The following is a 15,306-nucleotide window of genomic DNA, read 5'->3' on the forward strand; positions in this document are numbered from 1 at the left end:
TACTCCAGCAATGACCTTTGTCATCTATTTTAAGCTTTTACGATTCGCTTGTCGCCTCTGTGGTATTCAGCTCCACTTTACGGGAAGCTCGCACCGTTTTTCCTTCCAGAATACTCATGGTTAATGCCTGAATATGGAAGTCATCGGGTAATACCAACCAGCCTTGCTCTCTATTAAACTGCTCGAAGTTCAGGGGAAATTGGTTCTTCCCAGCTGTGACTGCAGCGTTAGCGGTGTCCAGCTCTTGACCTTCTGCCAATTCTGCCGTGGCTTCTTCAAGCGTAATAGAAACAGGCTCACCGTTTTGCAGCCCTTCTGCAGTAAAGTACATCGTACCTTCAAAGGGCTTTCCGTTCACCATGCTACGTTGCAACAATACCTTATAACGTAGCAAAGGTCCCATCATTTCCACATCAAATGCCCGGATACTGATGGTACCTTGAGGCCCTGGCGGCAATAGCGTTTCGTAAAACGCCAGTTGCTCACCCAAGCGGCTTTTTTCCAACTGCATCTTTTGCAGTTCGCCTTCCAAGCCTTTAATCGTGCCTTGCTCTACCTGCAACTGCCCTCGCAGCCTATCTGCCTCTAACTGCTCTTGTGACAACCGCTGCTGCAACTGCTGCATCGCCACTTGGGATGCGTAGTCTTGAGTAGTAGAAGGCTCTGGCAGTACCCAGTCGTCTATTGCCATCCCGCCAGCCACGCCTAATAAGAGCGCGAAACACCAGGAAAGGATACGACCAAAACCACCAGAACGAGGGGCGTGTAATGAGGGAGGGACTGATTCTTGCATAGTCTACAGACCGTTTTTCATAGCACAAGTTCCCTGCCCCTGCTGCATCAAGGCAGAATAGCAACCAGCTCCAAACCGGTAGATTCTGGCAAATCAAACATCACGTTCATGTTTTGCACAGCCTGACCCGCAGCGCCTTTTACCAAGTTATCTTGCACAACTAAGATAATCAATTGATCACCATTACCTGGTCGTTGCACAGCAATACGCACATTATTCGAGGCTTTAACAGTGCGCGTTTCTGGCAAGCGGCCAGCAGGCAACACATCAATAAAGCGCTCGTTGGCATAACGCTGTTCGTACAAGGCTTGGAAATCAGTATCCAATGCTTCAGGCAAAATACGTGCGTAAATCGTAGAGAACATACCACGAATCATAGGCACCAAGTGAGGCACAAATGTCAGCCCTACTTCGGAACCATAAATAGTTTGCAAGTGCTCGGAAATCTCTGGGTGATGTCGGTGACCTGCTACGCCATATGCCTTGAAGTTATCGCTGGCTTCGGAAAACAAGTTAGCTTGCGAGGCTGTACGCCCTGCACCCGACACACCAGATTTACAGTCCGCAATAATGCGTGATGTATCAATCAGTTTTTTACCGCCTTCCAACACAGGCAACAAACCTGTGAGCACTGTCACAGGGTAGCAACCAGGGTTACCGATGATTTTTGCCGAACGGATTTTCTCGCGGTTCAGCTCAACCAAACCGTACACAGACTCGTCTTTAAGCAGATCTGGGCACTCGTGTGGCATTTTGTACCACTGTTGGAACACGTCTGTATTTTGAATACGGAAGTCTGCTGCCAAGTCGATGACTTTTACACCGTGCTCTAGCAACTTACGGGCTTCCTTCATGGCTACACCGTGCGGCGTAGCAAAGAATACCACATCGCATTTTTCCAGTTGTGCAGCATCTGGCGTTTGAAACACCACATCAATATGGCCACGCAAGTTCGGGAACATGTCAGCCACAGGCATGCCATCTTCTTGGCGCGATGTTACCGCAACTACTTCTGCGTTAGGGTGCAGCGCGAGCAATCGCAGCAATTCAACCCCTGTGTAACCCGTTGCCCCAACAATCCCTACTTTAATACGTGTCGCCGTATCGGATGCAGCCATATCACTAACCCTGAAAAATGCGTAAAAGACAATGAACTATTATGCAGTAAATTGAAGCCTAATAAGGCAAAGCGCCCTCAAAGAGCTCAGCGCTGTTGCCATACAACAAAACCCCGGCATAACCGGGGTTTTGTTGAGGTGGGCATAGCAAGCCATGCCCAAGCCATAAACAAGATTAGCGTTTGCTGAACTGTTTACGACGACGTGCTTTGTGGAAACCAACTTTCTTACGCTCAACTTCACGTGCATCACGTGTTACCAAGCCAGCTTGTTTCAGCGTTGTTTTCAACGTTTCGTCAAAGTTGATCAATGCACGTGTCAGACCGTGGCGCACTGCACCAGCTTGGCCACTGTTACCGCCACCGTGTACGTTCACTTTGATGTCAAAGCTTTCCAGGTGGTTTGTCAGTACCAAAGGTTGACGAACGATCATGCGACCTGTTTCACGAGCGAAGTACTCGTCTACAGGTTTGCCATTGACCACAATAGCGCCGGAGCCTTTTTTGATGAATACGCGAGCTACCGAAGATTTGCGGCGGCCTGTACCGTAGTTCCAATTACCGATCATGATCTGTCCTTAGATTTCCAGCGGTTTAGGTTGCTGAGCAGTATGTGGGTGCTCTGCACCAGCATATACCTTCAGTTTTTTGGCCATGGCGTAACCCAGAGGACCTTTTGGCAGCATGCCTTTAACCGCTTTCTCCATAGCACGACCGGGGAAACGCTCTTGCATGGTTTCGAAATTAGTTTCGCTAATACCGCCCACGTAACCGGAGTGACGGTAGTATTTTTTGTCCTGAGCTTTGTTACCCGTTACACGGATATCAGCTGCGTTGATGATGATGATGTAATCACCGGTATCAACGTGAGGAGTGTATTCAGGTTTGTGTTTGCCACGTAGGCGACGTGCGACTTCGCTGGCCACACGACCCAGGACTTTGTCCTTGGCATCGATCACAAACCACTCACGGCGAACTTCCAGCGGCTTAGCCACGAAGGTTTTCATGATGGTTCCTAAGTATAAAAGGTCGCAAAATAACTTTTGCAACAGTGCTGCTTTCCACCCTAGCCAAGACGTTATTATTCGCCCGTGCCAAAAGCAGATAAGCCAAAGCAGAAGATGTTAACACAAAAAAGCCCCAAAAGCATAGACTTAAGGGGCTTTTTGCCGTATCAACGCAACGCTAATTAGGAGCGTCGGCGATTTGCCAGGGCCATACCTAAGTAGTTATCGTAAGCGCCTTCAGCTACGCGGAACCAAGGCACCAGCTCATCACGGAAGGCCATGTAGTTGTCGTAAATTTTCTTGAAGCCTGCGTTTTGGTCGCAGAATTCTTTGTACACAACTTGAGAAGCCTCGAACGATGCATCCATTACGTCACGTGGGAAGGCTTTCAGTACAGCACCTGAAGCGATCAAACGACGCAATGCACCTGGACCTTGTGTGTCGTATGTGGTCAGCATTTTACCGCTGGCTGCACGGGCACAAATCGCGATGATATCTTGGTAGTGCTTAGGCAAGGAAGCCAACGCATCTTGGTTGATGTACAGGGATACCTGTGCGGAACCTTCCCACCAACCGGGGTAGTAATAGTATTTAGCTACTTTATGGAAGCCCAGTTTTTCGTCGTCCACTGGACCTACGAATTCCACAGCATCCAATGTACCTTTTTCCAAGGATGGGTAAATATCACCTGGAGGTACTTGCTGAGGCACCACACCCAAACGCGCCAATACTTCGCCAGCAAAACCCGCTGTACGCATTTTCAGACCTTTAAGGTCTTCTACGGAGTTGATTTCCTTACGGTACCAACCGCCCATTTGCGTGCCTGTGTTACCTAAAGGGAAGTTCACGATATTACGTGTAGCAAACAGCTCACGCATCAACTTCATCCCGTCGCCTTCGTACATCCAGGCTTCCATTTGACGTGCGTTCAGGCCAAATGGCACCGCAGTATCAAACGAGAAAGCAGGATCTTTACCGTAGAAGTAGTAAGACGCAGTTTGACCTGCTTCTACCGTACCGTTACCCACCGCATCCATTACTTCAAAGCCGGGAACAATTTCACCAGCTGGGTACAGACGGATCTGGAAGTTGCCTTCAGTCGCCTCTTCTACCATTTTAGTAAACAACTGGGCAGTGCCGAACAATGCTGGCAGTGAAGGCCCATAAGTGGAAGTCATCTTCCAGTTAATTTTTGGATTGCTTTGTGCAATCGCTGGTGCGGCAAAGGCTGCTGTAGTCCCTGCAACGGCCCCTACACCCGCTTTCTTCAGAAATGAGCGACGCTCCATGTTTGCTTTCTCCTTGGCGTTCTTAGCATAGGCAAGTGTCTACTGAGCACACCTGCCGATTCGGTGATAATACACTGTCTTAAAACTCTCTGTGCAACCACACCGCACTTTATTGCACAGACATGACGAGTATCATGCGTTAACTGCCCGCAATCGCCATTTTGCTGATTAATACAGAGCCTGTAGCCTTGGAGCCTTTATCAAACACATCGGCACCCACCGCCACAATGTCCTTAAACATCTGCTGCAAGTTTCCGGCAATAGTGATTTCTTCTACGGCATGTTTAATTTCGCCGTTTTCTACCCAGTAGCCAAACGCACCACGTGAGTAATCGCCCGTCACGTAGTTAATGCCCTGACCGATTAGCTCAGTCACCAGCAATCCCGTGCCGAGTTTACGCAGCATCTCTTTAAAGTCGTCTTCAGGACGTGTTTGACTAGAGATCAGCGACAAGTTGTGTGATCCACCCGCATTACCGGTAGTAGTCATACCCAATTTGCGAGCAGTGTAGGTAGACAAGAAGTAGCCTTTGAGCTCGCCTTTGCTGATGATCTTACGACGTTGTGGTGTCACGCCTTCGCTATCAAACGGGGAACTACCAAACGCACCCAAGCGGTACGGATCTTCAATCACACTTAAATGTTTAGCAAAAATATCTTTGCCCAGTGCATCGACCAAGAAAGACGTTTTTCTATACAGCGCACCACCACTGGCTGCCTGCACCAACGACCCCAACAAACCCACCGCTACAGGCGCTTCAAACAGCACAGGGTAGTGACCAGTTTTGATTGCTCGTGCCGACAACCTAGACATAGTACGGTCTGCCGCGTACTCACCTACTGACTCTGGGCTTGCCAAACGGCTGGCACAACGTGCAGAGGTATACCAGTAATCGCGCTGCATGTTGTCGCCACGACCCGCAATAGGCAACACCGACAAGCTGTGACGACTATAAGGATAGCCGCCCATAAAACCTTTGCTGTTCGCCAATACAAAGTGGCCTTCCGAGCTATTGACGGAAGCACCTTCACTGTTGGTAATAATGGGGCTACGTTCCAGTGCCGCGATTTCAGCGCGCAATGCTAAACGTCGTGCTTCCTCTGCATCCACCATCCAAGGCGAATACAGTTGCAAGTCTGGGTACTCCATGGCCAACAGTTTTTTCTCTGGCAACCCAGAGGACTCATCGGTAGCCGTGTGACGCGCAATATGCCATGCAGCCTCTACCGTTTCTTGAATGGCTTTAGTCGCAAAATCCGAAGTGGAGGCCGAGCCACGTCGCTGTCCATCAAACACTGTGATGGTCAAGCCACGATCTCTAGTCTGCTCTACGGTTTCCAGATCTCTGTTGCGTACAGACACCGAGAGCCCTTTGCTTTCGGAAACCTCTACAGCCGCATCAGAAGCACCGCGTTTCTTCGCGTATTTCAACGCCTCTTCAGCCAATTCGGCGAAGTGCGACTGATTTTCCACAATGGGCAAACTGGAAATTGTTGATGTGGTCATTGATACTCTTTCCGCTCAGGCGGTTATGATAGCCAATTAATGAATAACTCTTTGCTCTATTATGTCTGATCCTACTCTGGAACCCGATGAAAACGGCTACTATGGCCCCAGCAAATCCCAAGTCAAACGCGAAATGCATGAACTGGTGGATCTTGGCAAGGAGCTTATCACGCTGCCGGATAGCAAGCTACGTCAACTAGACCTTGGCGAGAAACTGCATGCTGCCATTAAAGAGGCACAACGCATCAGTACCGCACGCGAAGGCAAACGACGCCAAATCCTTTACGTAGGTAAGCTGTTACGCCAAGTCGACGCTGATGCCATACGCCATCAGTTGGACATCTGGACCAACGGTTCCAAGGAGCAGGCACGTTCCATGCATAAACTGGAAGCATTACGCGACCTACTCATGCGTGATGATAATGCCTTAACCGAGTTCTTGAACACCTACGGCCAAGATCAGGCGCAAGAATTGCGTACGCTCATACGTCAAGCACGTAAAGAAGCTGAGCAAAACGCCGTGCTACCAGAAGGCAAAGAACCTTCTCGCAAACACTTCCGTAGCCTGTTTCAAGCCATCAAATCCATCGTTGCGTAACTGGAGCCGTTATGACCCCTTTACTTGAGTGCATTGAAATCGAAACCGCCCCCAATCCAGAGTTTTCTGTCATCTGGTTGCATGGGTTAGGTGCTGATGGCAACGATTTCGCACCCGTCATTCCTGAACTGCATCTGCCCAAGCATTTGGCAATACGCTTTATTTTTCCTCATGCCCCAGTACAGCCAGTCACCATTAATGGTGGAATGAGCATGCGCTCTTGGTACGACATCTATACCTCTGACTTGGTACGCCATGAAGATGAAGGTGGTCTACGTGCATCACAAAGCTCGGTACAAGATTTGATTGCGCGTGAAAATGCACGCGACATCCCTACAGAACGCATCGTACTGGCTGGTTTTTCACAAGGCTGTGCCATGACGCTGCAAACAGGCTTACGCCTAGAAGAGTCTTTGGCTGGCATGATTTGTTTGTCTGGCTACCTGCCTCTGATAGACAAAGTGGACAAAGAACGCCACAAAGCCAACCAAGACACCCCCATTTTCATGGGGCACGGCACACAAGACCCGGTCGTGCTGATTGACCGAGCACTGCAATCGCGTCAACGTTTGCAGGAGTTGGGCTATCACGTGGAGTGGCACAGCTACCCCATGATGCCGCACTCGGTATGTGCCGAAGAGCTGGCTGACATCAGCAACTTCCTGCAACGCGTACTAGTGAAGTAACGCGTCACAATTGGGGGGCTAGGCCACAGGCCAACCGCCCCCTAATGCCCTATACAAATCCATCACCGCCCACAAACGGGCTGCCTTGTGCTGAATCACGACATCACGCGCTTGGTACCATTGCCGCTGCGTTTCTAACACGCTTTGCGCTGTTTCTGCTCCAGCCTCATAACGTTGCTGCGCCAACTGCATTGCCTCGGATGCCAACAGCACGATTTCTTGCTGCACCGCCTCTTGCTTCGCCAACCCAGCCACAGCCTCCAGCGCTACCTCTACTTCCACAAAAGCCTGCACAATAGACTGCTGATACAGCATCAATAATTCTTGCTGCTTCGCTTGTGCCAACGTATACCCTGCCTCTAAACGACCAGCATTAAAGATAGGAGCCAACAAATTGGCAGCCGCGTTATACAAAGGATTACGCAATACATCACTCAAGCTACCAGCCGAGCCCCCCGCATACAGCGACAGATTGAGCTGCGGCAACATGGCAGCTCTAGCGACGTGTACATCAGCTTTGGCAGCCTGTAACTCAGCCTCGGCAGCCAGCAGATCAGGCCGGCGTACCAACAACTGTGATGGAACACCACTCTCCACCGTAGGCACAGGAACCCGCTCTAAGCTGCTCGCGATACCCGCCCCAGACGCCCCTAAGTTACCTGTCCAAATCTGTAATCTAGATTGTGCTTGATGCTGCTGCTGAGTCAGCATTTCCACCTGCTGACGTTGCTCCGCCCACAGTTGCTGTTGCCTGACCACGGCTAACTTATCCTCAGCACCTGCTTCAGAACGATGCGTCATCCATTGCAGTAACTCATACGCTACTGCTTGATTCTGCTGTGCGATCTGCAAGCGTTCATTCAGGCTCAGTACGTCCACCCATGCTTTGGCAGCCTCAGTGCTGACTCTAAGTTGCGTGGCCTGCAACAATGCCCGCTGCCTCACCAACCTGCTCGTGGCTGCATCACTGCCAGCTTGCACGCCACCCCACAAGTCCACCTCATAGGCGGCCCGCACACCAGCACCGAATCGCCCCCCAGCATAATTCGCATCGCCACCTAAGCGCCCTTCTCTGGAGGTAGATAGCTCTAGCTTCACGTCTGGCCACAAGGCGGCACCCGCACTTTGGGCTTGCGCCTCGGCCTGTCGTATACGTGCTGCGGCAGCTTCCACATCCCAGTTTTGGGTTTGCACTTGCCGCAACAGCGACAACAGCTCAGGGCTTTGGAAGCTTTGCCACCACGCTGCACTAGGCAACTCGCCGGTCTGCCCCTCAGGTATCGGCGTGCTTTGCCAGGCCGTGGGCAAGCTGACGGTTTTCTCTGCCTCATCCGCAGGCAGGGCTGCGCACCCTGCTAGCCACAACGACCCCAGCATTACATAGACTGTCTTCATGTTTTACTCACCTGCCAATGCCACCACAGGATCCATTCTGGCAGCGGTACGTGCCGGCATAAATCCAAATACCAGCCCCGTTATCACGGCGCACCCAAAAGCCCCCACAATGGCACTAACAGAAAACACCATGTCCATGCCCACCAAGGCCAAGCCAATGCCCAGTAACGCTGCCAATGCAATGCCGGTCATACCGCCACTCACCGTCAGCACCATGGACTCCGTCAGAAACTGACGCAAAATATCGCGCTGTCTTGCCCCTGTTGCCATGCGTATACCAATTTCTCTCGTACGCTCTTTGACGGACATCAGCATGACGTTCATCACACCTATGCCCCCCACCAACAACGATACGGCGGCAATTAAGCCCAACATGATGGTCATGCTACGACGTGTGGACGCTTCTGCCTGCAAACGAGCAGCGGCATTCCCTATGCTGAAATCCTCTCGGTCACCATGCCTAGCCATCAATAAATCATGCACCGACCGCTCTGCTTCAAACACTACATCAGACGATGCCGCTTCCATCACTACATAGTCAGGCTGCGTCTGCGCTTGATACACACGAGCTCGCCCTGCCTGATAGGGAATGAACACCATATCGTCATAACTTTGCGCACCTGAATCTGCGCCCCGCTCTTCCATCACGCCAATGACTTCAAAAGGCGAATTGCCAATGAGCAATAGCTCACCCACCGGGCTTTTATCCTCAAAAAACCGTTTACGCATGGCAGCCCCTAGCACCACGACGGGAGCCAAGCTTTTATCTTCTTGGGCGGTGTAATAACGCCCCTCAGCCACACGCCAATGGTGCATGCTGGGCATTTCCTCGTTAGCGGCAAACACATACACCTGCAAACTCACGTTCGCAAAGCGCACGGTAATAGGATCGCCAATCACCGGCATTACTCTGCTAATTTCTGGCAAGGTACGTACCGCATCTAAATCTTCATCGCTAAGTATGCCGCGTGGTCCACCCGTCACTGGCTTAGTACCGCTCATGTACATGATGGTGGTACCCATGGTGCCCATTTGCGCCATCACCCGTTGTCGTGCCCCTTCGCCCACCGCCATCATCACAATCACCGATGCCACACCAATGATGATGCCCAGCAAGGTCAGCAAGGTACGTGCTCTATTCACGCGCATGGTACGCCATGCGGCTCGTAATGCCTCGCGTAACTCTTCGCCCTGTACGGCACGTTCAGTGGGCTGCGCAGTAGGTTCCCAAAAGTTGGCTAACGCATCAGGCGTAGGCGCTTGGGACTGTACAGCTCTGCCCGAGTCACCCACGATTTGGCCATCACGTATTTCGATGACACGCCTTGCTTGTGCTGCTACCGACCTATCATGCGTAATCAGAATGATGGTGTGCCCGGCATCCGCCAACTCGTGGAATAAGGCCATCACCTCTTTGCCACTTTGCGAATCTAGCGCACCAGTGGGTTCATCGGCCAAAATAATATGGCCGCCATTCATTAAGGCCCTAGCGATAGACACACGTTGCTGCTGACCGCCAGACAGTTGGTGTGGCCTGTTTGCCTGCCTTTCTGCCAAACCCAAACGCTCTAATAACGCACTGGCTCTAGCATTACGCTGTTCGGTAGGCGTACCGGCATACACAGCCGGCACTTCTACGTTTTCCCGAGCGCTTTCGGTAGGAATCAGATGGTAGCCCTGAAAGACAAAACCAAAGGCTTCTCGGCGTAAACGTGCTAAGGAGTCCGCATCTAAACGCGCAACGTCTTTACCTTGGAAAAAATAATCACCACTACTGGGGCTATCTAAGCACCCCAGTATGTGCATCAAGGTGGACTTCCCCGAACCAGATTGCCCCACAATAGCTACGAACTCGCCCGCGTGTATGCTCAGGTCTATACCATGCAGCACCTCAACTACGGGTGCCCCATCTTGCCCACCATACTGTTTACGAATAGCCTTCAGCTCAATGAGCGGCGTGACGGCTTCTACCATTGCAGCCAGCTCCAGCTTTGCTCTGGCTCATTTTCTCGCAATACGATTTGGGTGCCTTCACTTAAGCCATCTAGCACTTCCACCAAATGGCGGTTGCGCACCCCTACTGTCACATCTTGCCTAACGGGTTTATCGTTAGCCGCCATGCGCCATACCCATGGCTGGCCTGCATCACGCTGTAATGCCACAATCGGTATGCTCAATACGTTATCAGCCTGCAAGACAGTGAAGGTCACTTGCGCCGTCATTTGAGACATCAAGGCTGCATCGGCGTTATCCACATCAAACAGCACTGTATAGGTCACTGCCTTGTCGGATTTGGCTTCAGCCCCTTCGGTAGCTGCCTGTGGCGGTGCAGGTAACACCTGACGCACTTTGCCATGCCAACGTCGCGGCTCTTCCTCTATCCCCAGCGTCGTAAAAGACACGGCTTGCCCTGGCTGCACCTGCCGCACATCGGCCTCGGACACATCCGTCCATACCGTCATCACCGATAAATCGGCAATACGCAAGATATCTGGTGTTTGGTAGGTAGCGTTCAAGGTTTGGCCTTCGCGTGCTTTCACGCTCACTACCGTACCCGACATAGGCGCATAAATACGGGTGTAACCCAACCGCGTTTCCTCGGCACGCTGACTGGCTTCACTTTGCGCAATTTGCGCGCGCAAGTGTTCTACCTTTGCTGCGGTAACCGATAGCTCGGCTTGTGCTTGTTGCAGCGACTCTTCCCGCGTCGCCCCTACCTTATGCAAACGCTGTTCACGCGCCAGCATTTGGCGTGCTAACAAATTCTTGGCTTGTTGCTCTTGCAGTTGCGCCTCTAAACCTCGTAACGCTGCTCTGCCGGCATCCACCACAGCTTGCTGCACGCTAGGATCAATTTCCACTAACAATTGGCCCTGCTCTACTTTGTCCCCAGGCTGCACGGGCAGATGCATAATCTGCCCGGACACCTGAGCACCTACATCCACATACTGGCTGGGTTGTAGCGTGCCAATGGCATTTACGGTGATCGCAATATCGGCGCGTTGTGCCACAGTGGTTTCCACCTGTTGTGCCGCCGAAGATTGCCACCCTATATAGCCCCCACCTGCCACCAGCAACACTGGCGCAGCAAACAACATGCGCTTGCACCAGCGCCCACATCTCCCAGCTTTCTGCATTTAGCCGCCTTGCAAATCAATACGTACGATGCTGTCTTGTGCGTCTTGGCGCCATGCAGGATGATCCTTGCCATGTGGCACTTTCACGGTCACATAAGCTGTCTGGCCATTGGCTGACAAGGCAACGCTATTAGGATGCACGGGCAAATCCACACGACGGTTCACACTGTAGTTGGTGCCATCAATCACTGTCAGGCTACCTGTGCCGGCAGGACTGCCACGAGACACACCGCGGTTAGTGGCTAGAATTTCATTACGCTGTTCGCTGTAGGCTATATCCAGCAAACCTTCACCCACAGGAACAATCTGCACCACTTTGCCATTGCCCAAATCAAACACATACACCGAACCTGTGTTGGCATCGGCAGCAAACAAGCGCTGGTTTTTCTCATCAATCGCTATGTTCACAAAGAAGTGCTTGGACTCTTTAGGATTGGTGCTGGTGGTATCACCTGTGGATAACGTATTAACGATCTCACCACTTTCTGGGTTGATCACCACCACTTCATTTAGCCCACCCTGGCCTACGTACAAGCGATTATTTGCACGATCAAATGCGGCACCTGCTGGCCATGGACCATTGGTCTCTACGGTGTGAAGCACGCTATTTGTAGCGCCATCTACAATCCACACTTTGCCTTCACTATCTGGGCTAGTCACAAAGATCTGATTGCGCTGAGCATCCACCACCACTTTACGTGTATGCGGCGCAGACACTTGGCCTTTGCCATCCACGACACGCTCACCCAATTGGATCATGCCTTTCACAGCACCGCTCTTCGCATCCACAACTGTCAGCGAACCATCCAAGGTGTTGCCCACATATAAGGTGTTCAGAGTGGGGTTAACGCCCAATGCAAACGAACGACGTGGCAACTGAATACTCTGCACGATTTGCAAGCTACGTGGATCCAGTCTGTGCACCACGCCACCAGAGTTAGGCTCGAATGCAGGCACAGCAGCAACAAACACGCTATCCACACTTGGGGACACCGCGACTTCATACGCACCAGCAATGGTGTCTTGACGTAGCATAGGTACGCTAGACAACTGCTCAATAACAGTCTGTTGACGCGCTTCAGGCACGCTTTGGCAACCTGCCAACACGCCCATAGAAGCCAGCACTACTGTTGCTACCAATGTTTTTTTGAATGTCATCATCAGTACTTCCTTAGAGAAACATGATTTGGTCGTTAGAAACGGTGGCTAAGCGACAGCATGAAGGCGCGCGGCTGGCCGTAATAACTATTGCCGGTACGCGTTCTATAGCGCTTATCCAAAACGTTGTTGATATTCAGTCCTACTGTGGTGGATTTTGTCACGTCATAGCGCGCCATCAAATCCACAACCGCATATGATTTTTGTTCAGACTCTACTTTCTTACCATTGACGGTTAGGTCACTGTAAATACGGCTTTGCCAACGCAGACCACCACCCAGCGTCAAACCATCACCCACACCGTCTACCCTATAGGTAGTAAATAGCTTAAAAGTGTTGCGCGGCAAGTTAGTGTTTAAACGCTCACCGGCACGGTCTTTTGTGCTATTTTGCGCAAAGCTAGCGGCCAGTTCCCAACTGGGGGTCACCATACCAGCTACCTCCACCTCAAAACCACGGGTACGTGTACCCGACTTCCCTTCATAGGCTTGTGAGCCATCGGGTGCTTTCTGGTCAATGAGAGCTACGGCCTTGTTGTCTTCCTTAACTTGGTACACCGCACCCGACACATTCAGGCGCTCATCAAAGAAGCTACCTTTTAAACCCACCTCATAGCTCTCGCCAGATAAGGGATCAATGTAGGAACCATCTACTTTCTTGTAGTCTTGGGGGGTGAAGATGGTGGTGTAACTGGTGTAGGCCGTCCAGTTATCTGACAAATCGTAGGTTAGGCCAAAGTACGGCACCAACTCATATTCGGTACGACGCAATGACGTACCTGATTGCGTGGCATAGCTATAACTGCCTGTAGTACGGCGCCAATCCACATAACGGGTACCTGCAATAATCGAGAAACGCTCTGTAGGGCGCAACCGTATAGACGCATACGCCCCGAGGTTCTTCTCGTTCATTGAGTGCGTGCCAACTGATGGGTTGTCAGGCATACCAGGACTGCTGCCATCCCATGTAAACAAATCATCAATACGGTAGTCCCACCCTGGAATATTCCAATTAGTGTAAGACGGTGACTTGTTCGTTGAGTACGACCACGCCAAGCCCATTGCCACTTCGTTTTCACGACCAAACATATCGAAGCTGCCTTTAACAGCCACATCCACCGAATCTTGCTTAGGTTTGTACTCCCAGCGAGTAGTCCAAATACCACCACCTGCGCCAGTGACTGGATCAGGGTTGCCGCGCCCCGCATAGCCCAAGAACTCGTCAGAGTCAGTCCAAACCCTAGACGCGTTCACACGCAAAGACCACTTATCTGAAAGTTGATGCTCTAGCTCACCAAACAAGGTAGTGCTACGTCGCTCTGAGTATGCCCACTCAGCGGCAGCTGACTGTGAACGCCCCCAGCTTAACGGATTACCATGACTATCAAAGGCAGGTAAACCACTGTCAGACTGACCACGCAAATCGTGACGTTGATGGCTAATACCACCGCGAATCACCGTATTCTCACCCACATCGGCTTCAAGCACACCATAGAACACTTTACGCTTGGCATTAAAGCGCTCAACGTAGGCATTGGTATCTTGCGCCACGGCGATCATACGGCCACGCACAGAACCAGACTCATTCAACGGCGACGAGATATCGAACATACCACGCCTATTAGCCCATGAGCCCCAATCTAGCTGCACTTCTGTACGGAACTCATCCAACGGGCGTTTGCGCACCATATTGATCGCACCGCCAGGGTTCCCCATACCATTCATTAAACCTGTAGCACCACGCACCACTTCCACACGGTCATACAAGCTCATGTCTTGTGTTAAGAACATGTTGTTGTAGTTAGAAACCATGCGCACGCCATCCACCATGATGGTGTTGACCGCAAAGCCCCTCGCATAAATAGTTCGGTCTGAGCCCCCCATACCTGACTCAGACAACGTCAAACCTGCCGTATTTTTAGCCACGTCTTCCAGCTGCATCAGATTCTGATCTTTCATGCGCTGATTGGTCATCACACTAATAGACTGTGGTGTTTCGCGTAGCGATAAATCCAATGCCGACGACAATGCACTATCGCCGGTCGCCGTGTAGGCGCCGCTGTCTTCTGTCGTGGAATCCGTACGCCCTTTTACTACCACGGCGCCTAATTGAGTAGGACTTTGCGGCGTGCGCGACAATGACACCTGACTACCATCGCGACTAAACCCTATGCCAGTGCCAGCCAATAAACGCTGCAACGCTTGGTCTGGAGTTAACACACCGGATACCGCCGGAGCCTGTAGCCCACGCACGGTTTCGGGTAAATAGAAAATCTGTAGCGACGCCTGTTCACCTAACTGTATTAAGGCTTCACTTAAGGATTGTGCTGGCAAATTAATCTGCACGGGTGTGGTCTGCGCCTGTACTGTACCGGCCACTGCAGGCAAGCCCAACAATGCTGCCGTTAAGCACACCTCCCGTCCCACCTGCCCCAACTTACTTGACCGTTTTATCCAACCCTGAATTATTGTATGTTGCGTGTTCATTGCACCCGTTCCAGACATCATGTAGTAGTGACTGCATTCATCGCTACCCTCTTGATGGGGTATGCAGTGTCATTACTAAGACGCTGTAACGAGAATTATTCCGCAATGATTCTCATTATTAAATAGTAACTAA

13 protein-coding genes are annotated in these 15,306 nt (G+C 51.4%); 2 read left to right on the forward strand and 11 right to left on the reverse strand.

Going from position 1 to position 15,306, the window contains the following annotated elements:
• Window positions 1–37 precede the first annotated feature (37 nt).
• The 6 genes from AC3QL0_RS13655 to pmbA form a co-directional block, all read right to left on the reverse strand.
• On the reverse strand, window positions 38–793 hold the full coding sequence (locus tag AC3QL0_RS13655) for a DUF6776 family protein (RefSeq protein WP_493008965.1): 756 nt from the start codon (window positions 791–793) through the stop codon (window positions 38–40).
• Between the two features lie 47 nt (window positions 794–840).
• Window positions 841–1,911, reverse strand: coding sequence for an N-acetyl-gamma-glutamyl-phosphate reductase (gene argC, locus AC3QL0_RS13660; protein ID WP_493008966.1), 1,071 nt, complete (start codon window positions 1,909–1,911; stop codon window positions 841–843).
• Window positions 1,912–2,086: 175 nt separating this feature from the next.
• Window positions 2,087–2,479 carry a 30S ribosomal protein S9 gene (rpsI, locus tag AC3QL0_RS13665; RefSeq protein ID WP_135863725.1) on the reverse strand — a complete coding sequence of 131 codons (393 nt, stop codon included), beginning with the start codon at window positions 2,477–2,479 and terminating at the stop codon, window positions 2,087–2,089.
• Window positions 2,480–2,488: 9 nt separating this feature from the next.
• Window positions 2,489–2,917, reverse strand: a complete 429-nt coding sequence (rplM, locus tag AC3QL0_RS13670) for a 50S ribosomal protein L13 (RefSeq protein ID WP_166407294.1) — start codon at window positions 2,915–2,917, stop codon at window positions 2,489–2,491.
• 182 nt (window positions 2,918–3,099) lie between these two features.
• Window positions 3,100–4,206: a TRAP transporter substrate-binding protein gene (locus tag AC3QL0_RS13675; RefSeq protein WP_493008967.1), complete on the reverse strand. Its 1,107-nt coding sequence runs from the start codon at window positions 4,204–4,206 to the stop codon at window positions 3,100–3,102.
• A 139-nt stretch (window positions 4,207–4,345) separates the two neighbouring features.
• A complete protein-coding gene (pmbA, locus tag AC3QL0_RS13680) occupies window positions 4,346–5,713 on the reverse strand; it encodes a metalloprotease PmbA (protein WP_493008968.1) in 1,368 nt (455 codons plus the stop codon).
• A gap of 61 nt (window positions 5,714–5,774) precedes the next feature.
• On the opposite strand from pmbA, the gene yjgA reads away from it, so the two are divergent.
• Both yjgA and AC3QL0_RS13690 read left to right on the forward strand, forming a co-directional pair.
• Window positions 5,775–6,311, forward strand: a complete 537-nt coding sequence (gene yjgA, locus AC3QL0_RS13685) for a ribosome biogenesis factor YjgA (protein WP_135863733.1) — start codon at window positions 5,775–5,777, stop codon at window positions 6,309–6,311.
• A gap of 11 nt (window positions 6,312–6,322) precedes the next feature.
• Window positions 6,323–6,997: an alpha/beta hydrolase gene (locus tag AC3QL0_RS13690; protein WP_493008969.1), complete on the forward strand. Its 675-nt coding sequence runs from the start codon at window positions 6,323–6,325 to the stop codon at window positions 6,995–6,997.
• Between the two features lie 18 nt (window positions 6,998–7,015).
• On the opposite strand, the gene AC3QL0_RS13695 is transcribed toward AC3QL0_RS13690, so the two are convergent.
• Genes AC3QL0_RS13695 through AC3QL0_RS13715 form a run of 5 tightly spaced genes read right to left on the reverse strand, consistent with a single transcriptional unit; the run spans window position 7,016 to window position 15,173 of the window.
• Entirely contained in the window at window positions 7,016–8,392 is a 1,377-nt protein-coding gene (locus tag AC3QL0_RS13695; protein ID WP_493008970.1) for an efflux transporter outer membrane subunit, read from the reverse strand.
• 3 nt (window positions 8,393–8,395) lie between these two features.
• Window positions 8,396–10,366: an ABC transporter permease gene (locus AC3QL0_RS13700; protein ID WP_493008971.1), complete on the reverse strand. Its 1,971-nt coding sequence runs from the start codon at window positions 10,364–10,366 to the stop codon at window positions 8,396–8,398.
• On the reverse strand, window positions 10,360–11,490 hold the full coding sequence (locus AC3QL0_RS13705) for an efflux RND transporter periplasmic adaptor subunit (RefSeq protein WP_493008972.1): 1,131 nt from the start codon (window positions 11,488–11,490) through the stop codon (window positions 10,360–10,362). The genes AC3QL0_RS13700 and AC3QL0_RS13705 overlap by 7 nt, the downstream gene beginning before the upstream one ends.
• Window positions 11,491–11,529: 39 nt before the next feature.
• Entirely contained in the window at window positions 11,530–12,690 is a 1,161-nt protein-coding gene (locus AC3QL0_RS13710; protein WP_493008973.1) for a YncE family protein, read from the reverse strand.
• A gap of 32 nt (window positions 12,691–12,722) precedes the next feature.
• Window positions 12,723–15,173: a TonB-dependent siderophore receptor gene (locus tag AC3QL0_RS13715; protein ID WP_493008974.1), complete on the reverse strand. Its 2,451-nt coding sequence runs from the start codon at window positions 15,171–15,173 to the stop codon at window positions 12,723–12,725.
• Window positions 15,174–15,306 lie beyond the last annotated feature (133 nt).

It is taken from the genome of Paenalcaligenes sp. GW821-LYS-B07-1, from assembly GCF_058803365.1.

Excerpts from the sequence above, each read along its gene's own strand:
- AC3QL0_RS13655 (WP_493008965.1), bottom strand. The coding sequence starts at position 793 with ATGCAAGAATCAGTCCCTCCCTCATTACACGCCCCTCGTTCTGGTGGT.
- argC (WP_493008966.1), bottom strand. The coding sequence starts at position 1,911 with ATGGCTGCATCCGATACGGCGACACGTATTAAAGTAGGGATTGTTGGG.
- rpsI (WP_135863725.1), bottom strand. The coding sequence starts at position 2,479 with ATGATCGGTAATTGGAACTACGGTACAGGCCGCCGCAAATCTTCGGTA.
- rplM (WP_166407294.1), bottom strand. The coding sequence starts at position 2,917 with ATGAAAACCTTCGTGGCTAAGCCGCTGGAAGTTCGCCGTGAGTGGTTT.
- AC3QL0_RS13675 (WP_493008967.1), bottom strand. The coding sequence starts at position 4,206 with ATGGAGCGTCGCTCATTTCTGAAGAAAGCGGGTGTAGGGGCCGTTGCA.
- pmbA (WP_493008968.1), bottom strand. The coding sequence starts at position 5,713 with ATGACCACATCAACAATTTCCAGTTTGCCCATTGTGGAAAATCAGTCG.
- yjgA (WP_135863733.1), top strand. The coding sequence starts at position 5,775 with ATGTCTGATCCTACTCTGGAACCCGATGAAAACGGCTACTATGGCCCC.
- AC3QL0_RS13690 (WP_493008969.1), top strand. The coding sequence starts at position 6,323 with ATGACCCCTTTACTTGAGTGCATTGAAATCGAAACCGCCCCCAATCCA.
- AC3QL0_RS13695 (WP_493008970.1), bottom strand. The coding sequence starts at position 8,392 with ATGAAGACAGTCTATGTAATGCTGGGGTCGTTGTGGCTAGCAGGGTGC.
- AC3QL0_RS13700 (WP_493008971.1), bottom strand. The coding sequence starts at position 10,366 with ATGGTAGAAGCCGTCACGCCGCTCATTGAGCTGAAGGCTATTCGTAAA.
- AC3QL0_RS13705 (WP_493008972.1), bottom strand. The coding sequence starts at position 11,490 with ATGTTGTTTGCTGCGCCAGTGTTGCTGGTGGCAGGTGGGGGCTATATA.
- AC3QL0_RS13710 (WP_493008973.1), bottom strand. The coding sequence starts at position 12,690 with ATGATGACATTCAAAAAAACATTGGTAGCAACAGTAGTGCTGGCTTCT.
- AC3QL0_RS13715 (WP_493008974.1), bottom strand. The coding sequence starts at position 15,173 with ATGAACACGCAACATACAATAATTCAGGGTTGGATAAAACGGTCAAGT.